The following is a 14,077-nucleotide window of genomic DNA, read 5'->3' on the forward strand; positions in this document are numbered from 1 at the left end:
GATGAATAAAATACTAATTTTGGATAATTATGATTCTTTTACATATAATCTTGTACATGCTGTGAAAAAATTAACGAAAAATCCTATACAAGTATTTAGAAATAATGAAATAGAACTTTCTGATGTAGAAAAATATAATAAAATTATTCTTTCTCCAGGACCTGGAATTCCTGATGAAGCTCATATTTTAAAACCTTTAATAAAGACTTTTGCTTCTACTAAAAGCATTTTTGGAGTTTGTTTAGGTCAACAAGCAATAGGGGAAGTTTTTGGAGCTACTCTTTTAAATACGAAAAAGGTTTACCATGGGATATCCAGTTTAATCAAAATTGTAGATTCACAAGAGATTTTATTTCAAAAATTGCCTAAAGAAATCCAAGTTGGCCGTTATCATTCTTGGATTATATCTACACATAACTTTCCTGATGAACTTCAGATTACTGCTATTGGAGAGAAAGGAGAAATTATGGCTTTACGTCATAAATTTTATGATGTACGTGGAGTACAATTTCATCCAGAATCTATTTTAACTCCATATGGAGAAAAAATTATAGATAATTGGTTGAATTTAAATTAATTATGAATATTAAAAAAATATTAGAAAATCTTTTTTTAGAAAAAACATTAACAAAAGAGGAAGCTAAAAATCTTTTTATGGAATTATCAAAAGGAAAGATTAATCATACACAAGTTATATCTGTAGCTACTATATATAATATGAGATCTCCTACTTTAGAAGAAATGATAGGGTTTCATCAGGCAATGATGGAACTATCCATAAAAGTTAATTTGAAAGAATTTAATGCTATTGATATAGTAGGAACTGGTGGAGATGGAAAAAATACTTTTAATATATCAACTTTAGCATGTTTTATAGTAGCAGGGACAGGAGAAAAAGTGATCAAACATGGAAGTTTCAGTTCTTCCTCTATTACTGGATCTTCGAATATATTAAAAGGATTAGGATATCATTTTACTAATAATGAAGAAAATTTGAAAAATCAATTGGATAAAGTAGGAATTTGTTATTTACATGCTCCTATATTCCATCCTATATTACAAAACATATCTATCTTAAGAAAAGAACTAGGAGTTAAAACTATTTTTAATACACTTGGCCCATTATTAAATCCAGGAAAACCCCAAAATCAATTATTAGGAGTCAATAATTTGGAACTAGCAAGAATATATTATTATATGTATCAGAATACGAAAAATAATTATGCTATTATTCACAGTTTAGATGGTTATGATGAAATCACACTTACTAGTGATATTAAATGCTATACTCCAAAAGGAGAACGTTTTTATTCGATAAAAGAATTAGAAATAGGAAAAAAAAAGATAAAAGTAAGTCCTAATGAATTAAAAGGAGGAAAGAATACAAAAGAAAATATTCGTATATTTGTTAGTGTTTTATCTGGAGAAGGGACTTTAGCTCAGAATGCAGTTGTTTTAACAAATGCAACATTTGCATTGAGTTTATTAAATCAAGATAGTCTTGAGAATAATTATGATAAAGCAAAACGTTCATTAAAAAGTGGTCAAGCAAAGAATATTCTTAAAAAATTATTGAGTTTATGAATATTCTTGAAAAAATTGTATTCATCAAACAAAAAGAAGTATACAATAATAAAATTGTACATCCTACAAAAAAATTAGAAAATAGTTCACTTTTTAAAAGAAAAACTTTATCATTAGTAAAAAATATAAAAAAAAGTCATACTGGTATTATTGCGGAATTTAAGTGTAAATCTCCATCTAAAGGGATTATTAATCATACAGTATCAGTAGAAAAAGTGGTAAAAGATTATGAATCAGCAGGTGTTAGTGGAGTATCTATTCTGACAGATCAGCATTTTTTTTCTGGATCAAATGAGAATTTAGAAAAATCACGGTCTATAATTTCAATTCCTATCTTGAGAAAAGATTTTATTATTGATGAGTATCAAATCATAGAATCTAAATCTATGGGAGCTGATGTGATTTTATTAATTGCCGGGATTCTTTCTAAAAAACAAATAAAAAATTTTTCTAAAATTGCAAAAAGTATTGATTTAGAAGTCATCATAGAAATTCATAATGAATTTGAAATAGATAAAATAACAGAAAACTTGGATATTGTGGGGGTCAACAATCGAAATTTACAAACTTTTATTGTAAATCATCACAATTGTTTGAAATTATCTTCCAAAATTCCTAATAATTATATAAAAATAGCAGAAAGTGGAATTTCTGATATAAATTTTATCTTAAAATTAAGAAAACAGGGATTTAAAGGATTTTTGATTGGGGAATATTTTATGAAAAAAAAAGATCCTGGAAAAATTTGTAAATACTTTATAGATTCTTTATCAAAGAGAACTGAATAAAATTCATTTATGAAATATAAACTATTAAAAATAAAAGTATGTGGAATGAAATTTGAAATACATAAAATTTATGATTTATTCCCTGATTTTATAGGTTTTATATTTTATCCTAATTCGCCTAGATTTGTGGGGTTTGACTTTATAATTCCAAAACTTAAAAAAAAATATTAAAAGTAGGTGTTTTTGTCAACGAATCAGAAAAAAATATATTGGAAATAAAAAGAAAAAATAAACTAGATTTTATTCAATTACATGGGACAGAAAATCCTTGTTTTTGTAAAAAGTTATTCAAACAAGGATTAAAATTAATTAAAAGCTTTAGAATAGATAATTTCTTTTCTTTTAAAAAAATTATAGATTATATACCTTTTTGTTATTATTTTTTATTTGATAGCAATACAATTTATTATGGAGGGAGTGGTAAAAAATTTTGTTGGAAAAAACTTTATGAATACACTTTTAAAGTCCCTTTTTTTTTAAGTGGAGGTATTGGTCCACAAGATTTTAATCAAATTAAAAATTTTTCACATTCTAAAATGTTTGGAATTGATATTAATAGCAAATTTGAAATTAATCCAGGAAGAAAAGATGATTTAAAATTAAATGCTTTTATGAAAAAAATAAGAGAATTATGAAATATTTTGTTGATGAAAATGGATATTATGGAGAATTTGGAGGATCTTTTATTCCTGAAATGTTACATTATAATATTACAGAACTACAATGCAAATACAAAAAAATTATTGCAAGTTATGAATATCAAAAATTGTACAAAAAATTACTAAAAAATTATGTAGGAAGACCTACCCCCTTATTCTTTTGTAAAACATACTCTGATCAATATAATACTAAAATTTATCTTAAAAGAGAAGATCTCAATCATACTGGATCGCATAAAATCAATAATGCCATAGGTCAAATGATACTAGCAAAAGAACTTGGTAAAAAAAAAATTGTGGCAGAAACAGGTGCGGGACAACATGGAGTCGCAACGGCTACTGTTTGTGCATTAATGCATTTAGAATGTATAATTTTTATGGGGGAAACAGACATGCTACGTCAGCATAGTAATGTTATCAGAATGAAATCTCTAGGGGCTGAAGTGATCCCGGTTTCAAGTGGAAATAAAACGTTAAAAGACGCTGTGAATGAAGCCATTCGTTATTGGATTAATCATCCAAAAAGTTATTATTTAATAGGGTCTACGGTTGGTCCTCATCCTTATCCTCAAATGGTAGCAGATATTCAGTCCATTATAAGTGAAGAAATTAAAATGCAATTAAAAGAAATAGAAGGGTTTTCTTTTCCAAATTATGTAATTTCTTGCATAGGAGGAGGAAGTAACGCGGCAGGATCTTTTTATCATTTTTTAGATAATGATTCCGTAAAACTTATAGCGGTGGAAGCTGCGGGGTTAGGTATTACAACAAAAAAAACAGCTTCTTCTATTCACTGTGGATCTAAAGGAATATTACATGGAAGTATGACATTTGTTTTACAAAACAAAGATGGTCAAGTTCAACCCGCCTATTCCATATCTCCAGGTTTAGATTATCCAGGAATTGGTCCTATGTTCGCTAATCTTTTTGTAAAAAAACGTGTAAATTTTCTATATTCTACTGATGAAGAAGCTTTGCAAGCGGGATATGAATTAACCCGTTTAGAAGGAATTATTCCTGCTTTAGAAAGTGCTCATGCATTAGCTGCATTAAAAAAAATCCCTTTTCAACAAAATGATGTAGTCATTGTAACATTGTCAGGAAGGGGAGATAAAGATGTTAATGTTTACGATAAATTTTTTGTTAAATTCTCAAATAATGAACCCAATTCATAATTTATTTATAAATAAAAATAAAAATATATTATGCATTTATTTTACAGCAGGATTTCCTCATTTAAATAGTACAGGTAAAATAATCCAAATTTTGCAATCTACATCTGTAGATTTGATTGAAATAGGAATTCCTTATTCTGATCCTTTGGCAGATGGAATAATTATACAAAAAAGTCATAAGACTTCGTTAAATAATGGAATGAATATTTCTTTATTATTTGATCAAATAGAAGAATTGAAAGAAAAAATAAAAGTTCCTATTATTCTCATGGGATATTATAATCAATTTTATCAATTTGGTGAAGATCAATTTTTAAAAAAATGTAAAAAATCAGGTGTTTCAGGATTAATTTTACCGGATTTACCAATTGATATTTATGCAAATAAATATCAAAATATATTTAAAAAACATTTGTTATCTATGATATTTTTAATTACCCCAAAAACCAGTAATTCCAGGATTTTTATGTTAAGTAAAATCAGTGATGGATTTTTATATATAGTTTCTTCTAGTTCTACTACAGGTAATGTTCATCCTTTTGGAAAAGAACAAATATCTTTTTTTGAACGTATTAGAAAATTATCTATAAATACTCCAAAATTAATTGGTTTTGGTATAAACAACAAAGAAACTTTTGATTTATCATGTAAATATGCTAATGGAGGGATCATAGGAAGTTCTTTTATTCAATCATTAAATAAAAATAAATTGGAAGAAAGCATCAAAACTTTCATAAAATCTATCATATAATTTTTTTCTATCACCAAAAATTAAAGTCCCTAATCGAACAATTGTGCTTCCATATTTAATGGCTATATTATAATCTCTGCTCATTCCCATAGAAAGAATGGAATGACCATATTTGTTTTTATATTTATTATATAATTTTTGTAAATATGAAAATTCATTGTGTACTTTTGTTAATTCTTGAAAAGAAGCCATTCCCATTATTCCTATTATTTTGATATTTTTTATATATTTTAAAGTATTATTTTCCAATATTTTGGAAGCTTCTTGAGAAGTAATTCCTGATTTATTTTTCTCATTAGAAATTTTTATTTGTAAAAGACAATTTATAATTTTTTTATGTTTGAAAGCTATCTGATTTATTATGTTAATTTGTTTTATATTTTGTACGCTATGAATTAAATGAATAAAAGGTATTATATATTTTAATTTATTACTTTGAATTTTTCCAATCATATGCCATCGAATGTCTTTTGGCAATTTTTTATATTTTTTTACTATTTCTTGAATATAATTTTCACCAAAATCTCTATGTCCTATCTTATATAATTTTTTTATGGAAGAGATATCTTGATTTTTAGAAATTGCTAAAATTTTTACATTTTTTGGAATCGATTTTTTTATACTAAAAAATCTATCTTCTATCATATATCATAGAATTTCATTATGAGAATTTTCTTTCGAATTCTTTCATAATTTCAATAAGAAATAAAACACTTTCTAATGGAAGTGCATTATATATGCTAGCACGATAGCCTCCTAAATATCTATGACCATCTAATCCTATAATGTTTTCTTTTTTCCACATTTTATTGAATTCTTTTTCTAAATTTTTATTTTTTAAAAAAAAAGAAACGTTCATATTAGAACGGTTTTCTTTATGTATTTTATTTTCAAATAAATTATTTTGATCTATTTCATCATATAATAATTTAGCTTTATGTTGATTTTTTTTTTCTAAAATAGAAAGACCTCCTTGATTTTCTATCCATTCTAAAGTCAACATAGAAGTATAAATAGAAAAAACATTTGGAGTATTTAAAATACTATTATTTTGTATATGGATTCTATAATCCATATAAGAAGGAATATTTCTTTTGAATTTTCCTAAAATATCTTTTTTTATAATCACAATAGTCATTCCTGCAGGACTTACATTTTTTTGTGCAGATGCATAAATCAAACTAAATTGACAAAAATCTAATTGTCGACTAAAAATATCAGAAGACATATCACAAACTATTGGGATAGATGTTTTAGGAAATATTTTCATCTGTGTTCCAACTATTGTATTATTAGATGTGCAATGAAAATAATCCATATCGTATGGGATACGATAATTTTTTGATATATATGTATAGTTTTCATTTTTACCGGAAAACGAAATTCTTACTTTTCCAAATTTTTCAGCCTCTTTAATAGCATTGTATGCCCAAAATCCTGTATCTAAATAAGCCGCTTTTTTATTCATTAAATTGTATGGGACCATTGAAAATTGTAATGTAGCTCCCCCTTGAATAAATAAAATAGCATAATCATCATTTAAATTCGTAATACGTTTTACTAAAAAAGTTGATTTTTCGATTATTTCTAAAAAATCTGCACTTCTATGAGAAATCTCAAGTAAAGATAATCCGGTATCATTAAAATCCATTACAGATTGAGCTGATTTTATAACAACTTCTTTTGGTAAAATAGAAGGACCCGCATTGAAATTGTGTACTTTCATAAATAGAACAACTAATTATATTTTTACTTTTATCCCTAATATTTTTTTGTATTTTTTGTTACTTTGAATCTATCATCTAAACGATTTCCTATAACTAAAATAATATGTTCATTTCCATTAATTAATAACCATGTATGTTCTTTTTCTAAAAGAGAAAATTTTTTTTCTTTATAATATTTACTTATTTTTTTCTTTCCTTTCATTTTAAAAGGATAAAAAAAATCTCCTTTTCTCCATGTTCTTAATAATAATGGAAATTGTATTTTTTCAAAATCTATAATCAACATATTCTTATTGGTTTCTTTCTTTGGATTATAAAAAAATTTTATATCAACAGGTAAAAACATTTTATTAGTAACTTTTAAATTTGAGATCATATAAATCTTATTTTGATTTATTGATAATAATTGATGAGAGACTAATATCCAATTAGTCCTATTTTTAATAAGACGATATAGTTTCAATTTAGATAAAAGTTGTTTACCAGACTGTGCATAAATAAGACGTCTCATACTATTGATATCATTAAACCCATATGGAGAAAATAATTTAAACAAATAAAAAGATAAAGGTTGTAATTCTCTTATTTTTTTACAGTTCATTCTCCAAAAAAATGGAGAATCTTTTTTTTCTATTGTAATTTCCTGACGAACTTCTTCTATTTTTTGTTCTATTAAAAAATTTTCTTCATGAAGAAAATTTATAGTTTTTTTTAATCCATTACGAAATGAACACGAATAAAACATAGATAAAACTGAACGAATTTTATTTCTTAAATATTTAAAATCTTGATTACTAGTATCGAATCTCCATTTTATATTTTTTATTTTTGCATAATGTAAAATTTCTTTTTTAGTAAAATCAGATAAAGGACGAATAAATCGGCCATTTTTTTTGGGGATCCCCAATAATCCTTTCATTCCAGTCCCTCTGAAAACGTTTATAAAAAAAGTCTCTATAGAATCATCAAAATGATGCCCTAAAACCATATATTCATATGAATTTTTTTTTAACAATTCTTCGAACCAATCATATCTAAGTTTTCTAGCAGTCATTTGTATAGATAACTTCCATTTTTTAGAAAAATTTAAAGTATCAAATTTCTTTACATGACATATTATATTTTGTTTTGTACAAAAATTTTTTATAAAAATTTCATCTTGATTAGATTCTTCATCTCTTAAGGAAAAATTACAATGAGCAACTTCTGATTCTATTTCAGGAATTTTAAGTAATAAATTAATTAATACCATACTGTCTAATCCACCACTCACAGCTACACATACTTTTTTTCTAATTTCCATTTTTGAATTAAATGAAAAATATTTTTTAATTTTATCTAGAAAAATAAGGTTATATGATATTTCATTCATGATTATTTTAACTAACAAATTTAACGATTTCTTGAACTATCTCATGTTGAGTTTTTTTGGATATATCTATTTTTTTTAAAGATTTTTCATAAAAATATATCCTTTTCGACAAATGTTTCATAATAAATATGAACAATTCGTTTTTTGATAAATGAGAAATTAGAGGTCTTGTTGTTTTTTCTAAAAATAATCTTTTAAATAAAGTATAACTATCAGTTTTTAAATAAAATGTATTTGAATATTTATTACAAATAAATATTATTATAAAAACAAGGAGTCCCTCCTCCAACTGATAAAACATATTTTTTTTTTGTTTTAAAATTTTATTTAACATGGAATGTTCCTTCTTTCTAAAAGAAAGTTCTCCTTTTTTTTTAAAAATATCATGAATAGAATCATTTTCATTTTCAACAAGAAGAGTGTCCAAATCGTAAAAATTAAAATTTAACTTTTCCGCTAGTATTTTTCCTACAGTAGTTTTTCCACTTCCCATATATCCAATTAAAGAAATTTTCATAAAAACATAAAATTATAGTATATTTGTTATTTAACCCAATGATTTTTTGTTCCTTTTATTTTATTTCTAACTAAGATAATCTACAATAAATACAATGGACCTGATAGCTCAGCTGGTAGAGCATTACACTTTTAATGTAAGGGTCCTGGGTTCGAATCCCAGTCAGGTCATTTTTGATTTATTAAAAAATTTCTAACACAACAGGACAATGATCGGAATATTGAACCTCTGGCATGAGATAAGCATTTCTCATTTTTTCTTTCAAAGAATTACTAACCATAGCATAATCAATTCTCCATCCTTTATTGCTTTTTCTAGCATTAGAACGATAACTCCACCAACTATAATGATGGGGATCCTGAACAAAATTTCTAAAACTATCTGTAAATCCTAAATTGATAAAATCAGTCATCCATTCTCTTTCTTTTGGCAAAAAACCTGAAATATTTTGATTCCGAATAGGATCATAAATATCTATTTCATGATGACAAATATTATAATCGCCACAAATGATCATATCATTCAATTTATTTTTTATTTTTTTTATGTGTAATAAAAAATTTTTCATAAAAAAAAATTTAAAGTTTAATCTTTTCATCATATCATTTCCAGAAGGAACATAAAGACTAATTACTGACAAATTTTTGAAATCTACACGTAAAACTCTTCCTTCTTCATCTATAGAATCTAATCCGATTCCATATTCTACATGAATAGGTTCTTCTTTGCACAAAAGACCTACACCACTATATCCTTTTCTTTTTGAAGGAAACCAATAGTGATTATAACCTAAATGATCAAATAAATTTGTATCTATTTGTTCTGGAAAAGCCTTTATTTCTTGTAAACATAAAATATATGGCTGATTGGTTTCAATCCAATCAGATAATCCTTTCCTAATTCCAGACCTAATTCCATTTATATTATAACTAATAATTTTCATCATTTTAAATTTTTAAAAAGTTAATTATAAAATATTCAAAATAGTTTTTATATTTGCCGTGATACATTAATTTGATCTACTAAAACTAAAATAAAAAAGCTTACAAGAGTAAGCTTTTATTATTTTTTCCTGGAATTGGATTATGGATAAACTTAAAATAGCAATTCAAAAATCGGGTCGTCTTTATGACGATTCTATAAAATTACTCAAAGATTGTAGCATTGAAGTTAACATTGGAATAGATAAGTTAAAAACAACGGCTATGAATTTCCCCCTAGAAATACTTTTTCTTAGAGATGATGATATCCCTCAATATTTAGAAGACGGAGTGGCAGATATAGGAATTGTGGGAAAAAATGTTCTTTTAGAAAAAAGAAAAAGAATAAGAATTAAAGAACCTTTGGGTTTTGGAAAATGTAGACTTTCTATAGCTGTACCTAAATCTCTGGCTTATAATAATATTAATGACTTGAATGGAAAACGTATTGCGACAAGTTATCCTTTTTTAGTTAAAGAATTTTTTAAAAAAAGATATATAAATGCAGAAATTCATGAAATATCTGGAGCAGTAGAAATAGCTCCAGGAATAGGTTTAGCAGATTGTATATGTGATTTAGTAAGTAGCGGATCCACACTTTTTATGAACGGATTAAAAGAAGTTGAGACTGTACTCCAATCTGAAGCTGTATTAGCTTCACATTTGCATTTAGGTATCCCACAAAATACTATAATGGAAAAATTGTTATTCCGAATTAGAGCTGTAAGAAAAGCTAAAAACAATAAATATATTTTGTTGAACGTACCTAATGAAAAATTAGAAAAAATAATATCTTATCTTCCAGGAATTAAAAGTCCAGTTGTTTTGCCTTTAGCAAATTCAGAATGTAGTTCCGTGCATTCTGTCGTCAATGAAAATGATTTTTGGGGAATCATAGAAAATTTAAAAGCACTTGGAGCTCAAGATATATTGGTACTTCCCATAGAAAAAATTATACTATAAATATGATTCAAGTATATATTCATCCCACACACAAAACATGGAAATCTATTTCAAATAGAAACTTACAAAACATTTCTCACTTAAGAAACTTAGTAGTTCCTATTATTGACAATGTAAAAACTTATGGAGATATAGCTTTAAAAGCTTATACAAGAAAATATGATCATATAAATATAAAATCTATTCGAGTCTCAGAAGAAGATTTGAATAAAGCTTATATGAAAATTTCAAATCAATTAAAAAAATCTATTGAAATTGCATACCATAATATAAAATGTTTTCATGAAAAACAAGTACATGATGAACCACAAATAGAAATATCAAAGGGAATTTTTTGTTGGAGAAAAACTATTCCAATCGAAAAAATTGGTTTTTATATCCCAGGGGGATCTGCTCCTTTGTTATCTACTGTATTAATGTTAGGAGTTCCGGGAAAATTATCAGGATGTAAAAATATTATTTTATGTACTCCCCCAGATTCAAATGGAGAAGTTCATCCATCTATTTTATATACAGCTAAATATGTAGGGATTACACATATATATAAAGTCGGAGGAGCTCAAGCTATTGCGGCGATGGCTTATGGAACAGAAAGTATTCCTTCTGTATATAAAATATTGGGACCAGGAAATTCTTATGTAACAATAGCTAAACAAATTGTATCTCAAAAAGGAATAGTATCTATAGATATGCCTGCCGGTCCTTCAGAAGTAGCAATTATAGCGGATGATACAGCCAATCCAGAATATGTTGCTGCTGATTTATTGTCTCAATCAGAACATGATCCAGAAAGTTATATTATTTTAGTTACTCCAAATAATCAATCTTGGACAGAGAAAGTTAAAGAAGAATTAAAAAAACAATTTTCAAATATTTCTAATAAACAAAATATTGTTGAAAAATCTTTGAAAAAAAGTAAATTAATCATTCTTCATTCATTGGATGAATGTTTAACTCTAATTAATCAAATTGCTCCAGAACATTTAATTATAAATTGTAAAAATGCTTCTTTTTGGGGAGAAAAAGTGATTAATGCTGGATCTGTTTTTTTAGGAAATTACTCTCCAGTTAGTGCAGGAGATTATGCTTCTGGAACAAATCATGTACTTCCTACTTATGGTTATGCTAAATCTTATAGTGGAATCTCTATAGAGAGTTTTGTAAAAAAAATTACTTTTCAAAAAATATCTAAAAAAGGATTAAAACATTTATCAGAATGTGTTAATGTTTTATCTTCTGAAGAAGGATTATTTGCTCATAAAAAATCCATTAATATTCGGATAAAATAAAAAATAAATTTTAAATGTCAATGCATGAATAAATTTAATTTGAATTCTTTAATTAGAAAAAATATTTTAAATCTGGATCCTTACATATCTGCTAGGATAGAACATCACAAAGAAAAAAATTCTATTTTTTTAGATGCTAATGAAAATTCTTTCGGTTCTCCTTTATCTTTTTTAAATTCTTATAATAGATATCCAGATCCTATGCAAAAAGAATTGAAAGAAAAAATATCAGATTTTAAAAATATTTCTCCATCTCATATATTTTTAGGGAATGGAAGTGACGAAATTATTGATTTGGTTTATCGTATTTTTTCTCGTCCTGAAATAGATCATGCTATTATTTTTCCTCCTACTTATGGAATGTATGAAGTAAGTGGAAAAATTCATGGAGTAGATGTTGTCAAAATATTTCTTACAGAAGAAAAGTATCAATTAAATTTGAATCAATTAGAAAAAGTTGTAAATCCGTATAGTAAAATCATTTTTATTTGTTCTCCAAATAATCCTACTGGAAATGATCTCAATAGAGAAGATATTGAAAATATAACAAAAAAATTTGCAGGAATTGTTGTTTTAGATGAAGCGTATATAGATTTTTCTAATCAAAAATCTTTATCAACAGAAATTGATAAATATCCAAATTTAATTATTTTACAAACACTTTCTAAATCTTGGGGTTTAGCAGGATTAAGAATAGGAATAGCTATTGCATCTGAAGCAATTATTGGATGGATGAACAAAGTAAAATATCCATATAATATTAATCTTCTTTCTCAAGAAATAGCAATTAAAGCTTTAGAAAATAAAGATTTATTTTTTTTTCATTTGAAAAACATTCTATCAGAAAGAAAATATATGTTAGAATCTTTGAAAAAAATTCCTATCATACAAAATGTATATCCTAGTTCTGCTAATTTTTTATTAGTAAAAATAAATTTTTCTTCAAAAAATCTTTATCAATATTTAATGAAAAAAAAAATTATTGTTAGAGATCGTTCAAAAATCATTTTATGTAATAATTGTTTAAGGATCACAATAGGGACTCATGAAGAGAATGAGTATCTAATAGATCAGATTCGAAAATTCAAAAAAATAAAAATGTGATGAAAAAAAAAATATTATTCATTGATAGGGATGGAACAATTATAAAAGAATCTCCTCCCACTTATCAAATTGATTCTATTGAAAAAATCAATTTTTATCCTAAAGTTATATATTTCTTATCAAAAATTGTACAAGAATTAAACTATGATTTAGTTATGGTATCTAATCAAGATGGTTTGGGGACTGATCAATTTCCTGATAATATTTTTTGGCCTATTCATAATCATATATTAAACATTTTAAAAACTGAAGGAATTCATTTTATTTCTGTTCATATAGACAAAACTTTTCCAGAGGAAAAATCAAAAAATAGAAAACCTGGAATAGGAATGTTGACAAATTATTTAAAATCAAATTATTACAATATTTCCAAATCTTTTGTAATTGGAGATCGATTGACAGACGTTTTATTAGCTAAAAATCTAGGATGTAAATCTATATGGATTAAAGAGGATCATTCCCATAAAAATTTGACAAAAGAAGAAAAAGATTATACTTCTAGTATAGATGAAAAAGATTTAAAAAGAATAATATCTTTAAAAACTGATAGTTGGGAAAAGATTTATGAATATTTATCATCAATTACAACAAAAAAACTCGTTCATCAACGAACGACATTAGAAACCAATATAAAAATTTCTATTTTCCTTTATGGAAAAGGAAGAAATCATATTCAAACAGGATTGGGTTTTTTTGATCATCTTCTACAACAAATAGCATTTCATAGCTCTATAGATTTAAATATTCAAGCGAAAGGAGATCTTTATGTAGACGATCATCATACTATAGAGGATATTGGAATTACTTTAGGAGAAAGTTTTTATCAATCTTTGGAAGATAAAAGAGGAATAGAACGTTATGGATTCTACACTCTTCCTATGGATGAAAGTTTATCTACAATTGCATTAGATATTGGAGGCAGAAGCCAATTGTTTTGGAAAGTCAAATTTTCTAGAGAAAAAATAGGTAAAATTTCTACTGAAATGTTTTTTCACTTTTTCAAATCTTTTTCTTTATCTGCCAAATGTAATTTGCATATTCATACTATAGGAAAAAATGATCATCATAAAATAGAATCTATTTTTAAATGTTTTGGAAGAGCTATTAAAATGGCAATCCAAAAAAATTCTTCTACTCAAATACCTAGTACGAAAGGTATTTTGTAAAA

Annotated in this window: 15 protein-coding genes and 1 tRNA gene; 11 read left to right on the plus strand and 5 right to left on the minus strand. The window is 25.6% G+C overall.

Annotated features, from left to right (window positions below; translation table 11 throughout):
- Window position 1: 1 nt before the first annotated feature.
- From K645_RS02065 to trpA, 6 genes are all read left to right on the plus strand, one after another.
- A complete protein-coding gene (locus tag K645_RS02065; RefSeq protein WP_041936020.1) occupies window positions 2–577 on the plus strand; it encodes an aminodeoxychorismate/anthranilate synthase component II in 576 nt (191 codons plus the stop codon).
- Window positions 578–585: 8 nt separating this feature from the next.
- The gene (gene trpD / locus K645_RS02070) at window positions 586–1,584 is read left to right on the plus strand and encodes an anthranilate phosphoribosyltransferase (RefSeq protein WP_041936092.1); all 999 of its coding nucleotides are present in this window, start codon (window positions 586–588) and stop codon (window positions 1,582–1,584) included.
- Complete coding sequence (gene trpC / locus K645_RS02075) at window positions 1,581–2,372, plus strand: indole-3-glycerol phosphate synthase TrpC (RefSeq protein WP_022565224.1); 792 nt, start codon at window positions 1,581–1,583, stop codon at window positions 2,370–2,372. The genes trpD and trpC overlap by 4 nt, the downstream gene beginning before the upstream one ends.
- Before the next feature lie 209 nt (window positions 2,373–2,581).
- A complete protein-coding gene (locus K645_RS02080; RefSeq protein WP_022565226.1) occupies window positions 2,582–3,007 on the plus strand; it encodes an N-(5'-phosphoribosyl)anthranilate isomerase in 426 nt (141 codons plus the stop codon).
- Window positions 3,004–4,206, plus strand: a complete 1,203-nt coding sequence (gene trpB, locus K645_RS02085) for a tryptophan synthase subunit beta (protein ID WP_022565227.1) — start codon at window positions 3,004–3,006, stop codon at window positions 4,204–4,206. The genes K645_RS02080 and trpB overlap by 4 nt, the downstream gene beginning before the upstream one ends.
- Window positions 4,190–4,957: a tryptophan synthase subunit alpha gene (gene trpA / locus K645_RS02090; RefSeq protein ID WP_041936093.1), complete on the plus strand. Its 768-nt coding sequence runs from the start codon at window positions 4,190–4,192 to the stop codon at window positions 4,955–4,957. Before trpB ends, trpA begins: the two co-directional genes overlap by 17 nt.
- Here the strand turns inward: trpA and K645_RS02095 are convergent.
- The 4 genes from K645_RS02095 to K645_RS02110 all read right to left on the minus strand — a co-directional run bounded on the left by K645_RS02095 (window position 4,901) and on the right by K645_RS02110 (window position 8,573).
- On the minus strand, window positions 4,901–5,602 hold the full coding sequence (locus K645_RS02095; RefSeq protein WP_022565229.1) for a YggS family pyridoxal phosphate-dependent enzyme: 702 nt from the start codon (window positions 5,600–5,602) through the stop codon (window positions 4,901–4,903). The genes trpA and K645_RS02095 overlap by 57 nt on opposite strands.
- 16 nt (window positions 5,603–5,618) lie before the next feature.
- Complete coding sequence (serC, locus tag K645_RS02100; protein WP_022565230.1) at window positions 5,619–6,683, minus strand: 3-phosphoserine/phosphohydroxythreonine transaminase; 1,065 nt, start codon at window positions 6,681–6,683, stop codon at window positions 5,619–5,621.
- 35 nt (window positions 6,684–6,718) lie between these two features.
- Window positions 6,719–7,987 carry a tRNA lysidine(34) synthetase TilS gene (gene tilS / locus K645_RS02105; RefSeq protein ID WP_235043312.1) on the minus strand — a complete coding sequence of 423 codons (1,269 nt, stop codon included), beginning with the start codon at window positions 7,985–7,987 and terminating at the stop codon, window positions 6,719–6,721.
- Window positions 7,988–8,063: 76 nt separating this feature from the next.
- Window positions 8,064–8,573, minus strand: coding sequence for a shikimate kinase (locus tag K645_RS02110; RefSeq protein WP_022565232.1), 510 nt, complete (start codon window positions 8,571–8,573; stop codon window positions 8,064–8,066).
- 97 nt (window positions 8,574–8,670) lie between these two features.
- Here K645_RS02110 and K645_RS02115 point away from each other — a divergent pair.
- Window positions 8,671–8,743, plus strand: a tRNA-Lys gene (locus K645_RS02115).
- An 11-nt stretch (window positions 8,744–8,754) separates the two neighbouring features.
- Here K645_RS02115 and K645_RS02120 read toward each other — a convergent pair.
- Window positions 8,755–9,516 (minus strand): exodeoxyribonuclease III, encoded by a 762-nt coding sequence (locus K645_RS02120; protein ID WP_041936021.1) that lies wholly within the window; start codon window positions 9,514–9,516, stop codon window positions 8,755–8,757.
- Window positions 9,517–9,658: 142 nt separating this feature from the next.
- Here K645_RS02120 and hisG point away from each other — a divergent pair, with 142 nt between their 5' ends.
- From hisG to hisB, 4 genes are read left to right on the plus strand one after another with little or no spacing between them, the layout of a single operon-like run.
- Window positions 9,659–10,516 carry an ATP phosphoribosyltransferase gene (gene hisG / locus K645_RS02125; RefSeq protein WP_022565234.1) on the plus strand — a complete coding sequence of 286 codons (858 nt, stop codon included), beginning with the start codon at window positions 9,659–9,661 and terminating at the stop codon, window positions 10,514–10,516.
- Window positions 10,517–10,518: 2 nt separating this feature from the next.
- A complete protein-coding gene (gene hisD, locus K645_RS02130) occupies window positions 10,519–11,805 on the plus strand; it encodes a histidinol dehydrogenase (protein ID WP_041936022.1) in 1,287 nt (428 codons plus the stop codon).
- 24 nt (window positions 11,806–11,829) lie between these two features.
- Entirely contained in the window at window positions 11,830–12,909 is a 1,080-nt protein-coding gene (gene hisC, locus K645_RS02135) for a histidinol-phosphate transaminase (RefSeq protein WP_022565236.1), read from the plus strand.
- On the plus strand, window positions 12,909–14,075 hold the full coding sequence (gene hisB / locus K645_RS02140; protein ID WP_041936023.1) for a bifunctional histidinol-phosphatase/imidazoleglycerol-phosphate dehydratase HisB: 1,167 nt from the start codon (window positions 12,909–12,911) through the stop codon (window positions 14,073–14,075). Before hisC ends, hisB begins: the two co-directional genes overlap by 1 nt.
- Window positions 14,076–14,077 lie beyond the last annotated feature (2 nt).

The organism is Blattabacterium sp. (Nauphoeta cinerea), from assembly GCF_000471965.1.
In the GTDB taxonomy this organism is placed as follows: Bacteria; Bacteroidota; Bacteroidia; order Flavobacteriales; family Blattabacteriaceae; genus Blattabacterium.

Excerpts from the sequence above, each read along its gene's own strand:
- trpC (WP_022565224.1), top strand. The coding sequence starts at position 1,581 with ATGAATATTCTTGAAAAAATTGTATTCATCAAACAAAAAGAAGTATAC.
- K645_RS02120 (WP_041936021.1), bottom strand. The coding sequence starts at position 9,516 with ATGAAAATTATTAGTTATAATATAAATGGAATTAGGTCTGGAATTAGG.
- hisB (WP_041936023.1), top strand. The coding sequence starts at position 12,909 with ATGAAAAAAAAAATATTATTCATTGATAGGGATGGAACAATTATAAAA.
- tilS (WP_235043312.1), bottom strand. The coding sequence starts at position 7,987 with ATGGAAATTAGAAAAAAAGTATGTGTAGCTGTGAGTGGTGGATTAGAC.
- trpB (WP_022565227.1), top strand. The coding sequence starts at position 3,004 with ATGAAATATTTTGTTGATGAAAATGGATATTATGGAGAATTTGGAGGA.
- K645_RS02110 (WP_022565232.1), bottom strand. The coding sequence starts at position 8,573 with ATGAAAATTTCTTTAATTGGATATATGGGAAGTGGAAAAACTACTGTA.
- hisG (WP_022565234.1), top strand. The coding sequence starts at position 9,659 with ATGGATAAACTTAAAATAGCAATTCAAAAATCGGGTCGTCTTTATGAC.
- hisD (WP_041936022.1), top strand. The coding sequence starts at position 10,519 with ATGATTCAAGTATATATTCATCCCACACACAAAACATGGAAATCTATT.
- K645_RS02095 (WP_022565229.1), bottom strand. The coding sequence starts at position 5,602 with ATGATAGAAGATAGATTTTTTAGTATAAAAAAATCGATTCCAAAAAAT.
- serC (WP_022565230.1), bottom strand. The coding sequence starts at position 6,683 with ATGAAAGTACACAATTTCAATGCGGGTCCTTCTATTTTACCAAAAGAA.
- hisC (WP_022565236.1), top strand. The coding sequence starts at position 11,830 with ATGAATAAATTTAATTTGAATTCTTTAATTAGAAAAAATATTTTAAAT.
- K645_RS02065 (WP_041936020.1), top strand. The coding sequence starts at position 2 with ATGAATAAAATACTAATTTTGGATAATTATGATTCTTTTACATATAAT.
- trpA (WP_041936093.1), top strand. The coding sequence starts at position 4,190 with ATGAACCCAATTCATAATTTATTTATAAATAAAAATAAAAATATATTA.